The organism is Pseudomonas sp. ENNP23 (assembly GCF_001728945.1).
Taxonomy (GTDB): Bacteria; Pseudomonadota; Gammaproteobacteria; order Pseudomonadales; family Pseudomonadaceae; genus Metapseudomonas; species Metapseudomonas otitidis.
This window is the reverse complement of sequence record NZ_LYSP01000030.1, coordinates 61,314-80,935: the sequence shown is the minus strand read 5'-3', so window position 1 is coordinate 80,935 and position 19,622 is coordinate 61,314. Positions and strand designations below refer to the sequence as shown.

Sequence of the window (19,622 nt, the reverse complement as noted above, 5' to 3'; positions counted from 1 at the left end):
AATAAAAAACCCGGCCGAAGCCGGGTTCTCAAGGGCAACTCGCTTTATTGGAAAAGTGCGTCGCTGGAAAGCCCATTCTTTTCAAGGATTTCACGCAGGCGCTTCAGGGCCTCAACCTGAATCTGGCGCACGCGCTCTCGGGTGAGGCCAATCTCCTGGCCCACCTCTTCCAAGGTACAACTCTCATGACCACGCAGGCCGAACCGACGCACCACTACCTCTCTCTGCTTGTCCGTCAGATCGGAAAGCCACTGGTCGATGCTCTGGGACAGATCATCGTCCTGCAGAAGCTCGCAGGGATCGGTGGGGCGGTCGTCGGTCAGTGTGTCCAGGAGGGTCTTGTCGGAGTCCGGGCCCAGAGACACGTCAACCGAGGTCACCCGCTCGTTCAGGCCGAGCATGCGCTTGACCTCTTCGACAGGCTTCTCCAGCAGATTGGCAATCTCTTCGGCCGATGGCTCATGGTCGAGTTTCTGTGTGAGCTCACGAGCCGCACGCAAATAGACGTTCAGTTCCTTGACCACGTGAATCGGCAGCCGGATGGTCCGGGTCTGGTTCATGATCGCGCGTTCAATGGTCTGACGTATCCACCAGGTGGCGTAAGTGGAAAAGCGGAAGCCACGCTCGGGATCAAACTTCTCAACCGCCCTGATCAAGCCGAGGTTACCCTCTTCGATCAGGTCCAGCAGCGAAAGACCACGATTGACGTAGCGTCGCGCGATCTTGACCACAAGCCGGAGGTTGCTTTCGATCATGCGCTTGCGTCCGGCGGGGTCGCCCCGCTGAGCCAATCGCGCAAAGTGGACTTCTTCTTCTGGAGTAAGGAGAGGGGAAAAGCCGATTTCGTTGAGGTAAAGCTGGGTCGCGTCCAATGCGCGGGTGTAGTCGATGTACTTGTGTTGCTTGGGTGAGTTCGACTGCCTGGAACGCGTGCCAGACGGAGTTGCCTCGGGCTCCTCGATCAGCACGTCATCCACGACGCCCGGCTCAAGAATGAGCAGATCGTCATCGACATCAAACTCCGGCGCTTCTTTGTTGAGTGCCATTGTTGTTGTCCCTTGCTGAGTTCGACAACAAGCTCTGGCGGTACCATTTCCCTGGCTACGCCTGAGCCCGTCCAACCTACGAGGACGACGGGCTGAACAAACGATCAGCGAGGCGGCAGATATTGCAGCGGATCTACAGGTTTGCCCTGGCGGCGAATCTCAAAGTGCAGCTTCACCCGGTCGGTACCTGTGGAGCCCATTTCTGCAATGGTCTGGCCAACCTTGACCTGCTGTCCCTCCCGAACCAGCAACCTGCGGTTGTGACCATAGGCGCTCACGTAGGTATCGCTGTGCTTGATGATCACCAGTTCACCGTAGCCCCGTAATCCACTTCCGGCATACACAACGGAACCATCAGACGCAGCCAGGACAGGCTGGCCTAATTCCCCGCCTATATCAATGCCTTTATTCAAACTCCCGTTTGAGGAGAATCGGGCAATCAAGGGACCACCAGCCGGCCAGGCCCAACCTGCGTTGGAACGCCCGCGTGGCGGGGCCGGAGGGGGCTGGGAAACGCTTGGCGCAGGCTGCGGTTTAGTGGTGGACTGCGGAGCCTTGGTGGTAGAGGGGGGCGTGGCTGGCCGAGTCGACGTCGTAGGAGCCGTTGCCACGGTGCGGGTAGGGGTTGAGCCGGTCTGGCCATCGAAACGGATGACCTGGCCCGGACGGATTACGTAGGGGGCCGGGATGCTGTTGCGCGCCGCCAGCGCCTTCCAGTCCCAACCGAAACGGAATGCAATGGAGTACAGGGTGTCGCCCCGCTGGACACGGTACTGCCCGGTGGTGATCGGCTGTCGTTGCGCACCGGTGGCCGACGGGTGGTTACGATCCACGACCTGGACACCGCCCTTGGGCGAACTGGCGCACCCCGCCACCAGCCAGACGATGACGGCCATCGCTGCCAGTGCGCGCATGCTTCCAGTGCTAATCCCTTGCCGAATGGCCAGGCTCATTCCCGTCCCCTTTCCCTACGTCCCAAGGTCATGCCAATTGTTACCGATTATATCTGAGGGGCACGTTATCCAATGCGCACCGCAACGTACGGAGGTGCACCTGACCACCAGTTATTCATAGAGCTGACCGGCTCTCCGCAGTCCTCGCTGACCCCATCAGGCCAACGGGCCGCTCAGCAAGGGTACAAACCGTACCGCGTCAAGGACATGCCGGGAGAAACCGTTTTCCTCACGGACGATCAGCATCAATTGCTGAACGTCCCCTGCCCCCACCGGAATCACGAGTCGCCCCCCCGGTGCCAACTGGTCCAGCAGCGCTTGCGGTACCTCGGCGGCGGCAGCCGTGACGATGATGCCGTTATAAGGTGCCAATGCGGGCCAGCCTTCCCAACCATCGCCCCAGCGGAAGACCACGTTGCGCAGGTTCAGCTCGGCCAGACGCTCCTTCGCACGATCCTGCAGTGCCTGGATCCGCTCGACGGAAAACACCCGCTCTACCACCTGAGCCAGGATCGCGGTCTGATAGCCGGAGCCGGTGCCGATCTCGAGCACCTTGTCCAATGGCCCTGCCGCCAGCAGCAGCTCGCTCATGCGCGCCACCATATAGGGCTGCGAGATCGTCTGGTTGTGGCCGATGGGAAGCGCCGTGTCTTCATAGGCACGATGGGCCAAGGCCTCATCGACGAACAAATGGCGCGGAGTCCGACGAATGGTTTCCAGTACGTGGGCGTTGGACAGTCCTTCCTCGTAGAGACGCTGGATCAGGCGCTCGCGGGTGCGCTGCGAGGTCATGCCAATGCCCCGACGCAAGAGATCATCCTGCTCACGGGCCATCAGGACAGGCCTCCCAACCAGCTTTCCAATGGGTCGAACGCCTGAGTGAAGGTGCGATCGAGCTGGAGCGGCGTGATGGATACGTAACCCTGCATTACGGCGTGGAAATCAGTCCCGGGCCCACCATCCTCCGCGTCCCCAGCGACAGAAATCCAGTAGCCCTCTTTCCCCCTCGGGTTCACCACCTTCACCGGCGCTGCAGCACGAGCGCGGTGGCCGAGGCGAGTGAGCTGGATGCCACGGATATGGTCCAGTGGGAGGTTGGGGATATTCACGTTGAGCACGGTGCGGGGCGGCAGGTCGAGCTGCTCGTGCGCCTCGACCAGCAGGCGCGCGAAATGCGCCGCTGTGGGCAGGTTGTCCGGCTGCCGGGAGAGCAACGAAAAGGCAAAGGCCGGGCGATCGAGGAAGCGCCCTTCCAAGGCAGCAGCCACCGTCCCGGAATAAAGGACGTCGTCCCCCAGGTTGGCGCCCAGATTGATGCCGGAGACCACCATGGCTGGGGCCTTCTCCAGCAAACCGTTCAAACCGAGGTGCACGCAGTCGGTCGGGGTGCCGTTGATGCTGATGTAACCGTTGGCCAGGACCTGCGGATGCAGGGGGCGGTCCAGCGTCAGTGCACTGCTGGCGCCGCTCCGGTCCTGGTCGGGCGCGATGACCACACACTCGGCATAACCCTCGAGCGCAGCATGGAGGGCGGCGATACCGGGTGCGTTCACCCCGTCGTCGTTGGAAATCAGAATACGCATGGATTGTCCGTGTGCCCCACCGGCACCAGATCGACAAGCTCGCGCACCACTGCGGTAGCGAAGCATCCGGCCGGCAGGACGAATTCCAGTTGCAGAACGTCAGGCCCGGGATAATGCCACGTAAGTCCCCCGATGGGGAGGCGCAGGATGCGCCGTTCGTGCGCCATGCCCGCCTCGACGAGCCAGTCACGCAGCGCCGGCTCGGCCAACGCCACGGATTGCTCCAATGCCTGCGTCAAAGCGCCGGCCGGCGAGTCACCCTGTCCCCACAGTGGGCCGGTGGGATGCAGGTCGAGAATCGCCAACCTGGGATCGGCGCACTCGGTCTCTCCTGCCGGGAAGAAACTCCGGCTGTCGGTAAAGGCCAGGAGATCGCCGACCTGCGCCTGGTTCCAGTTGCCATTGGCCACACGCGCAGCCAGTACCCGGTTGAACAGGTAACTGCGACCTGCCGAGAGCAAACGAGAGCGCAGGTTGCGCTGCTCGGGCAGTACCCGCTGCCCGGCGAAGTGCCTTGCCTGCAGCAGGTTGCCGCCTTCGTGGCCAAAGCGCTGCAGACCGAAGTAGTTGGGCACGCCGACGGCAGCCAGCGTCTTCAGCCGAGCCTCCAGGGCTGCCGGGTCGGCCCGCAAGGCCGTCAGCCTCAGGGTGAAGCCGTTGGCCGAGTGGGCGCCCCGCTGCAGCTTTCGCTTGTGGCGGACCTGGCGCAGGATGCGCAGGGTCTCGCCTTCTGCCGAAGCAAGGTCCGGATCGGCCTTGCCCGGCAGGTGCAGGCTGAACCACTGGCGGGTCAGCGCCTGGCGATCCTTCAGGCCGGCGTAGCTGATGGCCCGCTGGGGAACGCCAGCAGCCCGTGCAATGCGCCGCGCGGCCTCTTCGGTATTGAGGCCACGCTTTTCCACCCACAACCACAGGTGTTCGCCTTCACCGGCCAGGGGAATATCCAGCACCTCGTCCACCTGGAAGTCCTCGGCCACCGCCTTGAGGACGGCCTGGCCGAGCGCTTCGCCATGGGCCCGCGGTCCCAGCAGTTCGAGTTCGGTCATAGCGGCAGTAGCAGGGCAACAGCGTGGACGGCGATGCCCTCCTCGCGCCCGGTGAAGCCGAGCCTCTCGGTGGTGGTCGCCTTGACGTTGACCTGGTCGATGCCGACTTCGAGGTCAGTCGCAATGACCGCGCGCATCGCTTCGATGTGCGGCGCCATCTTCGGTGCCTGGGCCACGATGGTGGCGTCGACGTTGCCCACCTTCCAGCCCTTGCCCTTCACCTGGGCCAGGACATGGCGAAGCAGCACGCGACTGTCCGCCCCCTTGAACTGCGGGTCGGTGTCCGGGAAGTGCTTGCCGATATCGCCGAGCGCCGCTGCACCAAGCAGGGCGTCGGACAGTGCGTGCAACACCACGTCGCCGTCGGAATGGGCCACCAGGCCGAACCTGTGGGGGATGCGTACCCCGCCGAGGGTAATGTGATCACCGTCACCGAAGCGGTGTACGTCGTAACCGTGTCCAATGCGCATGAGAGGAGTGCCCCGAAAGAACAGGGGCGGGATTCTACCCGAAAGCGGAGCGACCGATGGCCGCCCCGCCTGGGTAACGCGTCAGCCCCGCAGGGCTGCGGCGTGATGGTGCAGGTGATCGTCGATGAAGCTGGCGATGAAGTAGTAACTGTGGTCATAGCCCGGCTGCAGCCGCAGGTTCAGCGGATGACCAGCGGCGCGGGCGGCAGCCTGCAGCGCGTCCGGCTTGAGCTGGCCCTCCAGGAAATCATCGCGGTCACCCTGGTCCACCAGGATCGGCAGGCGTTCCCGGGCTTCGGCCAGCAGTGCACAGGCATCCCACTCGCGCCAGCGCGAACGGTCATCACCCAGGTAATGGGAGAACGCCTTCTCGCCCCAGGGGCAAGCCATTGGGTTGCTGATCGGCGCAAAGGCCGAAACCGACTGGTAGCGCCCGGGGTTCTTCAGGGCGCAGACCAGCGCGCCGTGCCCGCCCATGGAGTGCCCCGCGATGCCGCGGCGGTCCGAAACCGGGAAGTTGGCCTCCACCAGGGTTGGCAGCTCCTGCACCACGTAGTCGTACATGCGGTAGTGGCGGGCCCAGGGTTCCTGGGTCGCGTTGACGTAGAAGCCGGCACCCAGGCCGAAATCCCAGGCCTTGTCCGGGTCATCGGGTACGCCTTCGCCTCGGGGGCTGGTATCGGGCGCGACGATGATCAGCCCAAGCTCAGCCGCCAGGCGCTGGGCGCCGGCCTTCTGCATGAAGTTCTCGTCGGTGCAGGTCAGCCCGCTCAGCCAGTAGAGCACGGGCAGCTTCTCGCCCTGCTCCGCCTGGGGCGGCAGGTACACCGCGAACACCATGTCGCAGTTCAGGCAGGTCGAGCGATGGCGGTAGCGCTTGTGCCAGCCACCGAAGCTCTTGTTGCTGGAAACGATCTCGAGGGTCATGGGGGCCTCCGGGTCGTCCTCAGGGCAACGCACAGGCGACAGGCAATCTCTGCCGCCCTGCGCCAGCCGAAAGGGCGATCAGTAGTGGATGACGGTGCGGATGCTCTTGCCTTCATGCATCAGGTCGAAGGCCTCGTTGATGCGATCCAGCCCCATGGTGTGGGTGATGAAGGTGTCCAACGGGATCTCGCCCGACTGGGATTTCTCCACGTAGGTCGGCAGCTCGGTGCGGCCTTTCACCCCACCGAAGGCCGAGCCACGCCACACGCGACCGGTGACCAGCTGGAACGGACGGGTCTTGATCTCGGCACCGGCCGGGGCCACGCCGATGATGACCGACTCACCCCAGCCCTTGTGGCAGCACTCCAACGCCGCACGCATCAGGTCGACGTTGCCGACGCACTCGAAGCTGTAGTCCACGCCGCCGTCGGTCATCTCGACGATCACATCCTGGATCGGCTTGGCGTGGTCCTTCGGGTTGACGAAGTCGGTCGCACCCAGCTCGCGGGCCACGTCGAACTTGGAGGGGTTGATATCGATGGCGATGATGCGCGAAGCCTTGGCCATCTTGGCGCCGATGATGGCGGCCAGGCCGATGCCGCCAAGGCCGAAGATGGCGACGGTGGCGCCCTCCTCCACCTTCGCGGTGTTGAGCACAGCGCCGATGCCGGTGGTCACGCCACACCCCAGCAGGCAGACCTTCTCCAGCGGGGCTTCCTTGGGAATCTTCGCCAGGGAGATTTCCGGCAGCACGGTGTACTCGGAGAAGGTCGAGCAGCCCATGTAGTGGTAGATCGGCTGGCCGTTGTAGCTGAAGCGGCTGGTGCCGTCGGGCATCAGGCCCTTGCCCTGGGTCGCGCGAACCTTCTGGCACAGGTTGGTCTTGCCGGACTTGCAGAACTTGCACTCGCGGCATTCGGCCGTGTAGAGCGGGATCACGTGGTCGCCCACTGCCAGGGAGGTGACGCCTTCGCCCACCGCCTCGACGATGCCGCCGCCCTCATGGCCGAGGATGCACGGGAACACCCCCTCGGAATCCGCGCCCGACAGGGTGTAGGCGTCGGTATGGCAGACACCGGTGGCGACGATGCGCACCAGGACTTCACCCGCCTTGGGCGGCGCGACATCGACTTCGACGATCTGCAGGGGTTTGCCAGCCTCGAAAGCAACTGCGGCGCGGGACTTGATCATGGCGCTTCTCCAGCGATGTGAACGGTGGCGGGAGTGTAGATGACCTCGATTTGGTAAATAATCCGCCGCAAAGCAAAACTTTATTGCCATACAGGGATAATCAAATGAATCGCTGGGAAGGCCTGGACGAATTCATCGCCGTCGCGGAAACCGGCCAGTTCACCGCCGCGGCCCAGCGCATCGGCCTCTCTTCATCCCAGGTGAGCCGCCAGATCGCCCGCCTGGAAGAACGCCTGCAAACCCGCCTGTTCTACCGCAGCACCCGCAAGGTGGCGCTGACCGAGGCCGGGCAGACCTTCCTGCAGCACTGCCAGCGCCTGGTGGATGCGCGGGACGAGGCCATGCGCGCCATCAGCGACCTGACCGGCGAACCCAAGGGCCTGCTGCGCATGACTTGCGCAGTGGCCTACGGCGAGCGCTTCATCGTGCCGTTGGTGAACGCCTTCATGGCACGCCACCCGCAGCTGCGGGTCGACATCGAGCTGAGCAACCGCCCGCTGGACCTGGTACACGAAGGGCTGGACCTGGCCATCCGCCTCGGCCGCCTACAGGACTCGCGGCTCGTGGCGACGCGCCTTGCGCCCCGCGTCATGTACCTGTGCGCCGCCCCGAGCTACCTGGAACGTTACGGCCGGCCCCACAGCCTCTCCGAGCTGGCCCGGCACAACTGCCTGGTGGGCAGCTCGGATCAGTGGACCTTCCAACAAGACGGCAAGGAACAGAGCCTGAGGGTGCAGGGCAACTGGCGCTGCAACAGCGGCCAGGCCGTGCTGGATGCCGCGCTGCGTGGCTTCGGCCTGTGCCAGCTCCCCGACTACTACGTGCTGGACCACCTGAAGAGCGGCGAACTGGTGTCCCTGCTGGAGCAGCATCGCCCGCCGAATACCGCCGTATGGGCGCTGTATCCCCAGCAGCGCCACCTGTCGCCCAAAGTCCGCCAACTGGTGGATGCACTCAGGGACGGCCTGGCGTCGACCCACCCGGCGGCGTAGGCGTAGAGGCCCGCCCATGGCGATGCAGGAAGCCATGGACATGCCCCGGGATGCGCGAGCCCCCAGGCACCCCCCAGATACTTGAACACCTTGCCGGCAAGAAAGGCGGCGAACGCCCCCGGGTAGGCCAGCCGCATCCATCAGTGCCGCGGCGCAATGGGCACGGCGAGAACAACAACGGAAGTGGTGGAAGAGAGCCGCCATCAGGTTGTCGCTGAAGGCCAGGCCAAGGCACACCCAGAGCAGTCGCCAGCCGTCACCGGCCCAGGTGCAAGTAGCCTTCCGGGCTGTTCAGCCGGTGTCCCAGACACTTCATGGCAGGGCTCATCGGTCGAACAGGCCAAGCTGCAGGCGCTGCAGGTCCTCGGGGGTGGTGACCTTGATGTTGTCGGCGCGCCCTTCCACCAGGCGGGGCGCGGCGCCGGCCCACTCCATCGCCGACGACTCGTCGGTGATCGCCACGCCGGCGACCAGTGCATCGGCCAGGGCCCGGTGCAGCGCACCGAAGCGGAACATCTGCGGGGTGTAGGCCTGCCAGACCTGGCTGCGGTCGATGGTGTCAGCGACTCGCCCATCAGGGCCGATCCGCTTGAGGGTGTCCCGGGCGGGGACCGCCAGCAGGCCGCCCACCGGATCGTCGGCCAGCTCCGCCAGCAGGCGATCCAGGTCGAAACGGGACAGATTGGGTCGGGCCGCATCGTGCACCAGCACCCAGTCGCGCGTTTGCGCGCCGAGTTCGGCCAGACGCAGTAGAGCATTGAGCACCGAGTCCGCACGCTCCCGGCCACCCTCGGCGCGCTCGATGCGCGGGTCACGGGATGCGGCAAGGCTCGGCCAGTACGGGTCATCTGGACTCAGGCTGACCACCAGGCGCCTGAGCCGAGGGTGGTCGAGAAAGGCTGCGAGGGTATGTTCGAGCAAGGTGCGCCCAGCCAGCTCCAGATACTGCTTGGGCCGATCGGCACGCATGCGGGCCCCCACGCCGGCGGCGGGGATCACAGCCCAGAATTCGGGGAGTTCGGGTGAGGTCATTCGGTGATCTGGTAGAGGGTCTCGCCCTCTTTGACCATGCCCAGCTCGTGGCGGGCACGCTCCTCGACGGTTTCCGTACCCTTCTTGAGCTCCGACACTTCGGCCTCGAGGATGCGATTGCGCTCGAGCAGGCGCTCATTCTCGCCCTTCTGCTCGGCGATCTGCTTTTCCAGTTCGGCGACCTGGGCGAGGCTGCCATCACCCACCCAAAGGCGATACTGCAACCCGGACAAGGCCAGGATCAGCACGACGAACAACCAGTAGGGGGATTTGGCCATCGAAAGAGGAGTATCCATACGAAAAGGGCAGCTTTCGCTGCCCTTTTTATCATCCCCGGCTTAGCCGCGGAACTCGGCACGACCACGGTAAGGGGCCTTTCCGCCCAGTTGCTCTTCGATACGCAGCAGCTGGTTGTACTTGGACACGCGGTCGGAGCGACACAGGGAGCCGGTCTTGATCTGGCCGGCAGCGGTGCCTACGGCCAGGTCGGCGATGGTGCTGTCCTCGGTTTCACCGGAACGGTGGGAGATCACCGCGGTGTAGCCGGCAGCCTTGGCCATCTGGATCGCTTCCAGGGTCTCGGTCAGGGAACCGATCTGGTTGAACTTGATCAGGATCGAGTTGGCGATGCTCTTGTCGATGCCTTCCTTGAGGATCTTGGTGTTGGTCACGAACAGGTCGTCACCCACCAGTTGCACCTTCTCGCCGATCTTCTCGGTCAGGGACTTCCAACCGGCCCAGTCGGACTCGTCCATGCCGTCTTCGATGGAGATGATCGGGTAGCGCTGGGTCAGGCCGGCCAGGTAGTCGGCGAAACCATTGGCATCGAACACCTTGCCTTCGCCGGCCAGGTCGTACTTGCCGTCCTTGAAGAACTCGCTGGAAGCGCAGTCCAGGGCCAGGGTCACGTCGGTGCCCAGCGTGTAGCCGGCATTGGCGACGGCTTCGGCGATGGCGCCCAGGGCGTCTTCGTTGGAGGCCAGGTTCGGAGCGAAACCGCCCTCGTCACCCACTGCGGTGTTCAGGCCACGGGCCTTCAGCACAGCTTTCAGGTGGTGGAAGATCTCGGCACCCATGCGCAGGGCGTCGGCGAAGTTCTTGGCGCCAACCGGCTGGACCATGAACTCCTGGATGTCGACGTTGTTATCGGCGTGCTCACCGCCGTTGATGATGTTCATCATCGGGACGGGCATGGAGTACTGACCCGGAGTGCCGTTCAGGTCGGCAATATGGGCATACAGCGGGACGCCCTTGGCCTGGGCAGCCGCCTTGGCAGCCGCCAGGGACACGGCGAGGATGGCGTTGGCGCCCAGCTTGGCCTTGTTCTCGGTACCGTCGAGCTCGATCATCGCGCGATCCAGGGCTTTCTGGTCGGTCGCGTCCTTGCCCAGCAGCAGGTCACGGATCGGGCCGTTGATGTTGGCCACGGCATTCAGCACACCCTTGCCCAGGTAACGGCTCTTGTCGCCATCACGCAGTTCCAGCGCCTCGCGGGAACCGGTGGATGCACCGGACGGCGCGCAGGCGCTGCCGATGAAACCGTTCTCGAGGATCACGTCGGCTTCCACGGTGGGGTTGCCACGGGAATCCAGAACCTCGCGGCCCTTGATGTCGACGATCTTTGCCATTGTTGTTAGCACTCCAAAATTGACGATTACGCTGCTGCGAAATTAGAGGGGCGGGCCGTCCGGATGTTCATTCGGCAGCTCCGGCGAAAAAACATGACCACATGGTCAGCTTGCGCCCGCCCGGCACTTTACCGGAGAACTGCCGGCTCAGGCAGTCTCGATCGGCGGGAAAGCCTTGACCAGGTCATCCAGGTGCTTGAGCTGGTCGAGGAACGGCTCCAGCTTGTCCAGGCGCAGGGCACACGGGCCATCGCACTTGGCGTTGTCCGGGTCCGGATGGGCCTCGAGGAACAGGCCGGCCAGCCCCTGGCTCATGCCAGCCTTGGCCAGGTCGGTGACCTGGGCACGACGACCGCCTGCGGAGTCCGCGCGGCCACCTGGCATCTGCAGGGCGTGGGTGACGTCGAAGAACACCGGGTAGCCGAACTGCTTCATGATGCCGAAGCCGAGCATGTCGACCACCAGGTTGTTGTAGCCGAAGGACGAGCCGCGCTCGCAGAGGATCAGGCGATCATTACCGGCCTCTTCGCACTTGGTCAGGATGTGCTTCATCTCCTGGGGTGCAAGGAACTGGGCCTTCTTGATGTTGATGACCGCGTCGGTCTTCGCCATCGCCACCACCAGGTCGGTCTGGCGGGAGAGGAAGGCCGGCAGTTGGATGATGTCGCAGACCTCGGCCACAGGAGCGGCCTGGTGCGGTTCGTGCACGTCGGTGATGACCGGCACGCCAAAAGTCTTCTTCACCTCTTCGAAGATTTTCATCCCCTCTTCCAGGCCGGGGCCACGGAAGGAGTTGATGGAAGAGCGGTTGGCCTTGTCGAAGCTGGCCTTGAACACGTAGGGGATGCCGAGCTTCTCGGTGACCCGCACGTACGCTTCACAGACCTTAAGCGCCAGGTCACGGGACTCCAGCACGTTCATGCCACCGAAGAGCACGAAGGGCTTGTCGTTGGCGATCTCGATGTCGCCGACGCGAACGATCTTCTGTTGCATGCTCACGCCTTCTTCGCTTTCTGGGCCAAGGCGGCCTTGACGAAGCCGCTGAACAGCGGGTGGCCGTCACGCGGGGTGGAGGTGAACTCCGGGTGGAACTGGCAGGCGACGAACCACGGATGATCCGGTGCTTCCACCACTTCGACCAGAGCGCCGTCGCCGGAGCGACCGGTGATCTTGAGGCCGGCTTCCTTCAATTGCGGCAGCAGGTTGTTGTTCACTTCGTAGCGGTGGCGGTGGCGCTCGACGATCTCGTCCTTGCCGTAGCAGGCGTGCACTTGCGAGCCGGCCTCCAACTGGCAGGCCTGGGCGCCGAGGCGCATGGTGCCCCCCAGGTCCGAGGCTTCGGTGCGGATCTCGGTGGCGCCGGTGGCGTCCTGCCACTCGGTGATCAGGCCGACCACCGGATGGCCGCTGGCCTTGTCGAACTCGGTGGAGTTGGCGTCGGTCCAGCCCAGTACGTTACGGGCGAACTCGATCACGGCCACCTGCATGCCAAGGCAGATACCCAGGTAGGGGATCTTGTTCTCGCGGGCGTACTTGACGGTACTGATCTTGCCCTCCACGCCGCGCAGGCCGAAACCGCCGGGAACCAGGATGGCATCGACGCCTTCCAGCAGGCTGGTGCCCTGGTTCTCGATGTCTTCGGAGTCGATGTAGCGCAGGTTCACCTTGGTGCGGTTCTCGATGCCGGCGTGGCTCATCGCCTCGATCAGCGACTTGTAGGCATCCAGCAGCTCCATGTACTTGCCGACCATGGCGATGGTGGCGTCCTTCTCGGGGTTCAGCTTGGCGTCAACCACGCGATCCCACTCGGAAAGGTCGGCACCGCCGCACTGCAGGCCGAAGCGCTCGACGACGAAGTCGTCCAGGCCCTGGGCGTGGAGCACGGAAGGAATGCGGTAGATGGTGTCGACGTCCTGCAGGGCGATGACCGCACGCTCCTCCACGTTGGTGAACAGCGCGATCTTGCGACGGGAGGACAGGTCGACCTCGTGGTCGGAACGGCAGATCAGCACGTCGGGCTGCAGGCCGATGGAGCGCAGCTCCTTCACCGAGTGCTGGGTCGGCTTGGTCTTGGTCTCGCCGGCGGTGGCGATGTAGGGCACCAGGGTCAGGTGCATCAGCATCGCGCGCTTGGCGCCGACCTCCACCCGCAGTTGGCGGATGGCTTCGAGGAAGGGCTGGGACTCGATGTCACCCACGGTGCCGCCGATCTCCACCAGGGCCACGTCGGCATCGCCGGCGCCCTTGATGATGCGACGCTTGATCTCGTCGGTGATGTGCGGGATCACCTGGATGGTGGCACCCAGGTAGTCACCACGGCGCTCCTTGCGCAGCACGTCGGCGTAGACGCGGCCGGTGGTGAAGTTGTTGTTCTGGGTCATGGTGGTGCGCACGAAGCGCTCGTAGTGGCCCAGGTCGAGGTCGGTCTCGGCGCCATCCTCGGTGACGAACACTTCGCCGTGCTGGAACGGGCTCATGGTGCCCGGGTCCACGTTGATGTACGGGTCCAGCTTGAGCATGGTGACCTTCAGGCCCCGCGCTTCCAGAATGGCGGCCAAGGATGCCGAGGCGATGCCTTTCCCCAATGAAGAAACAACACCACCCGTGACGAAGATGTAGCGCGTCATGAATAACCCTAGAAGTCAGCGTTTAGGCGGAAGGCCGCCGGAGAGAGCGAATCGGGCCAGGGCCCGGAATCTGGAACAGTGCCGAAACGGCAAGCACCTGCCAGTTCCGAGGGAATCGGCAGGTGCTCTGTAAGACGGGAGCGTAGTCTACCGGAAAGACCCTTTCAGCTCAAACCTCGGTCATTCGTCGGGGGTGTCCAACACAGGGTCCAGCCCCTCTCTCGAGGCCCCTCCAGCCCCTGCAGATTGGCTACCGCAAGCAGTTCGTCGCCTCGGTAGAGCAAGGGCAGGCGACCCCGGGCAAAAGCCGGGAAACCCCGCTCGTTGAGCAAGCGCTTGAGGTCACGGCGCCCCCGTCCGTCGATCTGCATCGACTCCCCACCTTGGCGATAGCGCACCTGCAAGGGACCTTCCGGTTCCCGCCCTTCGATCCACACCACACCATTGCCGTCCAGGGCCAGGGGATGCTCGGGATTAGGCCAGGGCTGAGCCGTCGGCACGGTATCCAGCCAGGCGTTGCCGAGCCACCAGAGCCGGCCACCCGCGCGGCGCAGCTCGCCACTGGCCAGGCGCCAGACCGGTTCGGCATCCGGCGCGGCATCACGCAGGGCCACCCAGCCCGCCCAGTGATCGCTGTCGGGCATGGCCGTGAAGGGGGCGAGCCAATGACGCAGGGCATTGCGCTGCCGTGGTTCGGACAACGCCAGCAGCGGATCAACGGAGAGGGACGGCAAACCCAGCCAGGGGAATGCCTCGGCGTCTTGCGCGGCAGCCAGGTCGATGGCTGCCAACTCCCCCAGCAGCGCCTCACCCTCGGCCAGGTGCGCAGCACTGCGAGCCATGCCGCCGAGCGCGCGCGGCCAGCGTGACACCAGGGCAGGCAGGACGATCTGTCGCAGGTAGTTGCGGTCCAGCCGGGTGTCCTGGTTCGACGGGTCCTCGACCCAGTCCAGCCCTTGCTCCCGCGCATAGGCCTCCAGGTCCTGACGGGCCACGCCCAGCAACGGCCGCAGCAAATGACCGTCGCCGAGCGCGCGGCTAACCGGCATCCCCGCCAGGCCCCGCACGCCAGCACCGCGCATCAACCGGAAGAGCAGCGTCTCCGCCTGGTCGTCACGGTGCTGGGCCAGCATCAGCACCTGCCCCCCATCCACAGCCCGCTCGAAGGCGCCATAGCGCGCCCGACGAGCCGCATTCTCCAGGCTGGCGCTCTCCTCCACGGCCACCGAGGCGTGCATCAAGGGCACGCCGAGCCGGTCACACACGGCCTGACAATGGGCCGGCCACGCATCGGCAGCCGACTGCAAGCCGTGATGGACATGAAGTGCGCTGAGCGGCGGCACGTCACCCTGGCGGGAGAGCACAACCAGCAGATGCAGCAGGACGGTGGAGTCGAGTCCACCGGAGAAGGCGACCGTCCACCCCGGCGCGGAACGCCAGGGCAGGGTGCGGGACAGCAGGAGGGAATGGAGCGAGCGTGCCAGTAGCGAGCCCTCATCAGCCCGCCCCGGCGCGTGGCCCTCAGGCCACGCCATAACTCATCAGACGCTCGTAGCGACGGGCCAGCAGGTCGTCCACCGACAGCTTCTGCAGGGTCTTGAGCTGGCCGAGCAGCTCCTCGCGGATCGACTGGGCCGCAATGGCCGGCTCGCGGTGGGCGCCGCCCAGCGGCTCGGGGATAACCTTGTCGACGATCCCCAGGCCCTTCAGGCGCTCGGCGGTGATGCCCATGGCCTCGGCCGCGTCGGGCGCCTTCTCGGCGGTTTTCCACAGAATGGAGGCACAGCCTTCCGGCGAGATCACCGAGTAGGTGGAGTACTGCAGCATGTTCAGGCGATCGCAGACACCGATGGCCAGCGCGCCGCCGGAACCACCTTCACCGATCACAGTGGCGATGATCGGGGTCTTCAGGCGCGCCATGACCCGCAGGTTCCAGGCGATGGCCTCGCTCTGGCCGCGCTCTTCGGCATCGATGCCCGGGTAGGCGCCGGGGGTGTCGATGAAGGTCAGGATCGGCATCTTGAAGCGCTCGGCCATCTCCATCAGACGGCAGGCCTTGCGGTAGCCCTCGGGACGGGGCATGCCGAAGTTGCGACGGACCTTCTCGCGCACTTCACGGCCTTTCTGGTGACCGATCACCATCACCGGCTGGTCGTCCAGACGGGCTACGCCGCCGACGATGGCCGCGTCGTCGGAGAAGTGGCGGTCGCCGTGCAACTCGTCGAACTCGGTGAAGATGTGGCTGATGTAGTCCAGGGTGTAGGGCCGGCGCGGATGGCGGGCCAACTGGGCGATCTGCCAGCTGGTCAGGTTGCCGAAGATGCTTTCGGTCAGGGCGCTGCTTTTTTCCTGAAGGCGGGCAATCTCGTCGCTGATGTTCAACGAATTGTCGTTGCCGACCAGGCGCAGCTCCTCGATCTTGGCTTGCAGGTCAGCGATCGGCTGTTCGAAATCCAGAAAATTCGGGTTCATAGGCTTCCGTCGTGCGCGTGGGGCCAGGCGGCTGGGTCCATTTGGCGCCCTACCTTAAAGGAAGGGCGCATGTGGGTCGAGAGAACGCGGCGCGTCAGCCGCGTCTCACCGGTAGTGCAGGAAGACGTTGTCGCGCCCGAACTGGTCACGCAATGCCTGAATCAACGTATCGGCCGGATCGATGCACCACTGTTCGCCGAACTGCAGCAGGGCACGAGCACTGGGACCTGCGTAGTCGATGGTGATCGGGCAGGAGCCCCGGTGGCGCCCGCACAGGTCGGCGAGCCAGCGCAGGCGGTCGCCTTGCAGGGCGCTGTGGTCCACCTTCATCCTCAGGCTCTCGGCCAGCCCGGTACGCGCCTCCTCCAGGCTCATGACGCGCTTGGCGCGCAGGCGCAGGCCACCGGAGAAGTCATCGTGGCTCACCTCCCCTTCCACCACCACCAGCGCATCGGTCTGCAGCAGGGTGTGGGCGGAGGCGAAGGCATCGGCGAACAGCGAGGCCTCGATGCGCCCGGAGCGGTCGTCGAGGGTGATGAAGCCCATCTTGTCGCCCTTCTTGTTCTTCATCACCCGCAGGTTGACGATCAGGCCGGCGATGGTCTGTGTATCCCGCGCGGGCTTGAGCTCGACGATGCGCTGGCGGGCGAAGCGGCGCACCTCACCCTCGTACTCGTCGATGGGGTGGCCGGTGAGGTAGAGCCCCAGGGTGTCCTTCTCGCCCTTGAGGCGCTCCTTGAGGGTCAGCTCCTTGGCCCGACGGTGGTTGGCGTAGACGTCGGCATCCGGCTCGGCGAAGAGCCCGCCGAACAGGTCCATGTGGCCGCTGTCGTGGCTGCGAGCGGTCTGCTCGGCGGCCTGGATGGCCTCCTCCATCGCCGCCAGCAGCACACCCCGATTGCGGTCGATGCCGGCCTGGTAGGCCTTGGGCTCGTCACTGAAGAACGGCCCGAGGCGATCCAGCGCACCGCCACGGATCAGCGCTTCCAGCGTGCGTTTGTTGATGCGCTTGAGGTCGACACGGTTGCAGAAGTCGAACAGGTCCTTGAACGGCCCGCCCTCGTCACGGCATTCGACGATGGCCTCCACCGGCCCCTCACCCACGCCCTTGATCGCACCGAGGCCGTAGATGATCTGCCCGGCGTCGTCGACGGTGAAGCGGTACTCGGAGTTGTTCACATCCGGCGCGACGATGCGCAGCTTCATGCTGCGGCACTCTTCGATGAGCGTCACCACCTTGTCGGTGTTGTGCATATCCGCCGTGAGCACTGCCGCCATGAAGGGCGACGGGTAGTGGGCCTTCAGCCACGCGGTCTGGTAGGAGACCCAGCCATAGGCGGCGGAGTGGGACTTGTTGAAGCCGTAACCGGCGAACTTCTCCACCAGATCGAAGATGTTGCCCGCCAGCTCGGCATCAATGTTGTTGCTGGCACAGCCTTCGATGAAGCCGCCGCGCTGCTTGGCCATTTCCTCGGGCTTTTTCTTGCCCATGGCACGACGCAGCATGTCCGCGCCGCCGAGGGTGTAGCCCGCCATCACCTGGGCGATCTGCATCACCTGTTCCTGGTAGAGGATGATGCCGTAGGTGGGCTTGAGCACCGGTTCGAGGCCGGCGTACTGGTAGTCCGGGTGCGGGTAGGAGAGCTCGGCACGGCCGTGCTTGCGGTTGATGAAGTCGTCCACCATGCCGGACTGCAGCGGCCCCGGGCGGAACAGGGCCACGAGGGCGATCATGTCTTCCAGGCAGTCGGGCTTGAGCTTCTTGATCAGCTCCTTCATGCCGCGGGATTCAAGCTGGAAGACCGCGGTAGTCTCCGCTTTCTGCAGCATGTCGTAGGTCTTCTTGTCATCCAGCGGGATGCGGTCGATGTCCACCAGCGGCAGGCCGTTCTTCTCCTGCTCGCGGTTGATCATCTCCATAGCCCACTTGATGATCGTCAGCGTGCGCAGGCCAAGGAAGTCGAACTTCACCAGGCCGGCCGCCTCCACGTCGTCCTTGTCGAACTGGGTCACCAGGCCGCCGCCTTCCTCGTCACAGGCGATGGGCGCGAAGTCTGTCAGCTTGGTGGGGGCGATCACTACGCCACCAGCATGCTTGCCGGTACCCCGGGTGATGCCTTCCAGCTTGAGGGCCATGTCCCAGATTTCCTGGGCTTCCTCGTCGGACTTGAGGAAGTCCCGGAGGGCCTCTTCCTGGTTGTAGGCCGCCTCCAGGGTCATGCCCACTTCGAAGGGGATCATCTTGGACAGGCGATCGGCCAGGCCGTAGGACTTGCCCTGCACCCGCGCCACGTCACGCACCACCGCCTTCGCCGCCATGGAGCCGAAGGTGATGATCTGGCTCACCGCGTTGCGGCCGTACTTCTCGGCCACGTAGTCGATCACGCGGTCGCGGCCGTCCATGCAGAAGTCGACGTCGAAGTCGGGCATGGAGACCCGCTCGGGGTTGAGGAAGCGCTCGAACAGCAGGTCATAGGCCAGCGGGTCGAGGTCGGTGATCTTCAACACGTAGGCGACCAGCGAGCCGGCACCCGATCCACGACCAGGCCCCACCGGGACGCCGTTGTTCTTCGCCCACTGGATGAAGTCGGCAACGATCAGGAAGTAGCCGGGGAAGCCCATCTGGATGATGGTGCCCAGCTCGAACTCCAGGCGGTCGATGTAGAGCTGGCGCTTCTCTTCGTAGTCCGGGGTCGTCTCCTTCGGCCAGAGCACCGCGAGGCGCTCTTCGAGGCCTTCGTAGGAGGCGTGGCGCAGGTAGTCGTCGATGCCCATGCCATTGGGCGTCGGGAAGTCGGGCAGGAAGTGCTTGCCCAGGCGCACGTCGATGTTGCAGCGCCGGGCGATCTCGACGGTGTTCTCGATGGCGTCGGGGAGATCACTGAACAGCTCGGCCATCTCTTCCGGCGACTTCAGGTACTGCTGGTTGGAGTAGTTGCGCGGACGGCGGGGGTCGTCGAGGGTCCGGCCTTCGCCGATGCACACGCGGGTCTCGTGGGCCTCGAAGTCGTCGGCCTTGATGAAGCGCACGTCGTTGGTCGCCACCAGCGGCGCTCCGCAGCGATCCGCCAGGGCCACGGCCGCGTGCACATGCTCCTCGTCATTGACGCGACCGGTGCGTTGCAGCTCCAGGTAGAAGCGATCCGGGAACACCGCCTGCCACTCCGCCAGCAGGCGTTCGGCGGCTGCCGGGTCGCCGTTGAGCAGCGCCATGCCGATCTCGCCTTCCTTCGCGCCGGACAGAGCGATCAGGCCTTCGGCGGCTTCCTTCACCCAGTCACGCTGGATGATCACCAGGCCGTTGCTCTGGCCATCGGACCAGCCACGGGAGATCAACTCAGTGAGGTTGCGATAGCCCTTGCCGTCCATCGCCAGCAGCGTCATGCGGCTGAGGGGGCCGTCTTCGTCCAGGCTCGCCAGCCAGATGTCGGCGCCACAGATGGGCTTGATGCCGCCACCCTGGGCCGCCTTGTAGAACTTGACCAGGGAGCACATGTTGCTCTGGTCAGTGACCGCCACCGCTGGCATGCCGGCAGCCGCCACGGCCTTGATCAGGGGCTTGACCCGCACCAGGCCGTCGACCAGGGAGTACTCGGAATGGAGACGGAGATGCACGAAGGAAACGGTCATGACGATCCTTTGGAAGAGGCAGAAA

General features: G+C 64.7%; 17 protein-coding genes. 1 reads left to right on the top strand and 16 read right to left on the bottom strand.

What is annotated here, in order from left to right; all coding sequences use genetic code 11:
- Positions 1 to 44: 44 nt before the first annotated feature.
- The 8 genes from rpoS to A9G05_RS17335 all read right to left on the bottom strand — a co-directional run bounded on the left by rpoS (position 45) and on the right by A9G05_RS17335 (position 7,216).
- Positions 45 to 1,046, bottom strand: a complete 1,002-nt coding sequence (rpoS, locus tag A9G05_RS17370; RefSeq protein ID WP_069562165.1) for an RNA polymerase sigma factor RpoS — start codon at positions 1,044 to 1,046, stop codon at positions 45 to 47.
- 104 nt (positions 1,047 to 1,150) lie between these two features.
- Positions 1,151 to 1,999 carry a peptidoglycan DD-metalloendopeptidase family protein gene (locus tag A9G05_RS17365; protein WP_069562164.1) on the bottom strand — a complete coding sequence of 283 codons (849 nt, stop codon included), beginning with the start codon at positions 1,997 to 1,999 and terminating at the stop codon, positions 1,151 to 1,153.
- Positions 2,000 to 2,155: 156 nt separating this feature from the next.
- Positions 2,156 to 2,791 (bottom strand): protein-L-isoaspartate(D-aspartate) O-methyltransferase, encoded by a 636-nt coding sequence (locus tag A9G05_RS17360; RefSeq protein ID WP_171902730.1) that lies wholly within the window; start codon positions 2,789 to 2,791, stop codon positions 2,156 to 2,158.
- Between the two features lie 41 nt (positions 2,792 to 2,832).
- On the bottom strand, positions 2,833 to 3,582 hold the full coding sequence (gene surE / locus A9G05_RS17355; protein ID WP_069562162.1) for a 5'/3'-nucleotidase SurE: 750 nt from the start codon (positions 3,580 to 3,582) through the stop codon (positions 2,833 to 2,835).
- Positions 3,570 to 4,628 (bottom strand): tRNA pseudouridine(13) synthase TruD, encoded by a 1,059-nt coding sequence (gene truD / locus A9G05_RS17350; protein WP_069562161.1) that lies wholly within the window; start codon positions 4,626 to 4,628, stop codon positions 3,570 to 3,572. The genes surE and truD overlap by 13 nt, the downstream gene beginning before the upstream one ends.
- A complete protein-coding gene (gene ispF / locus A9G05_RS17345; RefSeq protein ID WP_069562160.1) occupies positions 4,625 to 5,098 on the bottom strand; it encodes a 2-C-methyl-D-erythritol 2,4-cyclodiphosphate synthase in 474 nt (157 codons plus the stop codon). Before ispF ends, truD begins: the two co-directional genes overlap by 4 nt.
- A gap of 81 nt (positions 5,099 to 5,179) precedes the next feature.
- A complete protein-coding gene (fghA, locus tag A9G05_RS17340; RefSeq protein ID WP_069562159.1) occupies positions 5,180 to 6,025 on the bottom strand; it encodes an S-formylglutathione hydrolase in 846 nt (281 codons plus the stop codon).
- 78 nt (positions 6,026 to 6,103) lie between these two features.
- A complete protein-coding gene (locus A9G05_RS17335; protein WP_044414315.1) occupies positions 6,104 to 7,216 on the bottom strand; it encodes an S-(hydroxymethyl)glutathione dehydrogenase/class III alcohol dehydrogenase in 1,113 nt (370 codons plus the stop codon).
- A gap of 104 nt (positions 7,217 to 7,320) precedes the next feature.
- Between A9G05_RS17335 and A9G05_RS17330 the strand changes: the two genes are divergently transcribed.
- Positions 7,321 to 8,208, top strand: coding sequence for a LysR substrate-binding domain-containing protein (locus A9G05_RS17330; RefSeq protein ID WP_069562158.1), 888 nt, complete (start codon positions 7,321 to 7,323; stop codon positions 8,206 to 8,208).
- 324 nt (positions 8,209 to 8,532) lie between these two features.
- Here A9G05_RS17330 and ispD read toward each other — a convergent pair whose 3' ends face one another.
- From ispD to dnaE, 8 genes are all read right to left on the bottom strand, one after another.
- Positions 8,533 to 9,240 (bottom strand): 2-C-methyl-D-erythritol 4-phosphate cytidylyltransferase, encoded by a 708-nt coding sequence (gene ispD, locus A9G05_RS17325; protein ID WP_069562157.1) that lies wholly within the window; start codon positions 9,238 to 9,240, stop codon positions 8,533 to 8,535.
- Complete coding sequence (ftsB, locus tag A9G05_RS17320; RefSeq protein WP_044414324.1) at positions 9,237 to 9,518, bottom strand: cell division protein FtsB; 282 nt, start codon at positions 9,516 to 9,518, stop codon at positions 9,237 to 9,239. Before ftsB ends, ispD begins: the two co-directional genes overlap by 4 nt.
- Positions 9,519 to 9,578: 60 nt before the next feature.
- Positions 9,579 to 10,868, bottom strand: a complete 1,290-nt coding sequence (gene eno / locus A9G05_RS17315; RefSeq protein WP_069562156.1) for a phosphopyruvate hydratase — start codon at positions 10,866 to 10,868, stop codon at positions 9,579 to 9,581.
- Positions 10,869 to 11,015: 147 nt separating this feature from the next.
- A complete protein-coding gene (gene kdsA, locus A9G05_RS17310) occupies positions 11,016 to 11,861 on the bottom strand; it encodes a 3-deoxy-8-phosphooctulonate synthase (RefSeq protein ID WP_069562155.1) in 846 nt (281 codons plus the stop codon).
- A 2-nt stretch (positions 11,862 to 11,863) separates the two neighbouring features.
- Complete coding sequence (locus A9G05_RS17305; RefSeq protein WP_069562154.1) at positions 11,864 to 13,495, bottom strand: CTP synthase; 1,632 nt, start codon at positions 13,493 to 13,495, stop codon at positions 11,864 to 11,866.
- 164 nt (positions 13,496 to 13,659) lie between these two features.
- Positions 13,660 to 15,030, bottom strand: a complete 1,371-nt coding sequence (tilS, locus tag A9G05_RS17300) for a tRNA lysidine(34) synthetase TilS (RefSeq protein WP_069562153.1) — start codon at positions 15,028 to 15,030, stop codon at positions 13,660 to 13,662.
- Positions 15,017 to 15,967 (bottom strand): acetyl-CoA carboxylase carboxyl transferase subunit alpha, encoded by a 951-nt coding sequence (accA, locus tag A9G05_RS17295; RefSeq protein WP_069562152.1) that lies wholly within the window; start codon positions 15,965 to 15,967, stop codon positions 15,017 to 15,019. Before accA ends, tilS begins: the two co-directional genes overlap by 14 nt.
- A gap of 105 nt (positions 15,968 to 16,072) precedes the next feature.
- Positions 16,073 to 19,597, bottom strand: a complete 3,525-nt coding sequence (gene dnaE / locus A9G05_RS17290) for a DNA polymerase III subunit alpha (RefSeq protein WP_069562151.1) — start codon at positions 19,595 to 19,597, stop codon at positions 16,073 to 16,075.
- Positions 19,598 to 19,622 lie beyond the last annotated feature (25 nt).

Excerpts from the sequence above, each read along its gene's own strand:
- rpoS (WP_069562165.1), bottom strand. The coding sequence starts at position 1,046 with ATGGCACTCAACAAAGAAGCGCCGGAGTTTGATGTCGATGACGATCTG.
- A9G05_RS17365 (WP_069562164.1), bottom strand. The coding sequence starts at position 1,999 with ATGAGCCTGGCCATTCGGCAAGGGATTAGCACTGGAAGCATGCGCGCA.
- A9G05_RS17360 (WP_171902730.1), bottom strand. The coding sequence starts at position 2,791 with ATGACCTCGCAGCGCACCCGCGAGCGCCTGATCCAGCGTCTCTACGAG.
- surE (WP_069562162.1), bottom strand. The coding sequence starts at position 3,582 with ATGCGTATTCTGATTTCCAACGACGACGGGGTGAACGCACCCGGTATC.
- truD (WP_069562161.1), bottom strand. The coding sequence starts at position 4,628 with ATGACCGAACTCGAACTGCTGGGACCGCGGGCCCATGGCGAAGCGCTC.
- ispF (WP_069562160.1), bottom strand. The coding sequence starts at position 5,098 with ATGCGCATTGGACACGGTTACGACGTACACCGCTTCGGTGACGGTGAT.
- fghA (WP_069562159.1), bottom strand. The coding sequence starts at position 6,025 with ATGACCCTCGAGATCGTTTCCAGCAACAAGAGCTTCGGTGGCTGGCAC.
- A9G05_RS17335 (WP_044414315.1), bottom strand. The coding sequence starts at position 7,216 with ATGATCAAGTCCCGCGCCGCAGTTGCTTTCGAGGCTGGCAAACCCCTG.
- A9G05_RS17330 (WP_069562158.1), top strand. The coding sequence starts at position 7,321 with ATGAATCGCTGGGAAGGCCTGGACGAATTCATCGCCGTCGCGGAAACC.
- ispD (WP_069562157.1), bottom strand. The coding sequence starts at position 9,240 with ATGACCTCACCCGAACTCCCCGAATTCTGGGCTGTGATCCCCGCCGCC.
- ftsB (WP_044414324.1), bottom strand. The coding sequence starts at position 9,518 with ATGGCCAAATCCCCCTACTGGTTGTTCGTCGTGCTGATCCTGGCCTTG.
- eno (WP_069562156.1), bottom strand. The coding sequence starts at position 10,868 with ATGGCAAAGATCGTCGACATCAAGGGCCGCGAGGTTCTGGATTCCCGT.
- kdsA (WP_069562155.1), bottom strand. The coding sequence starts at position 11,861 with ATGCAACAGAAGATCGTTCGCGTCGGCGACATCGAGATCGCCAACGAC.
- A9G05_RS17305 (WP_069562154.1), bottom strand. The coding sequence starts at position 13,495 with ATGACGCGCTACATCTTCGTCACGGGTGGTGTTGTTTCTTCATTGGGG.
- tilS (WP_069562153.1), bottom strand. The coding sequence starts at position 15,030 with ATGGCGTGGCCTGAGGGCCACGCGCCGGGGCGGGCTGATGAGGGCTCG.
- accA (WP_069562152.1), bottom strand. The coding sequence starts at position 15,967 with ATGAACCCGAATTTTCTGGATTTCGAACAGCCGATCGCTGACCTGCAA.
- dnaE (WP_069562151.1), bottom strand. The coding sequence starts at position 19,597 with ATGACCGTTTCCTTCGTGCATCTCCGTCTCCATTCCGAGTACTCCCTG.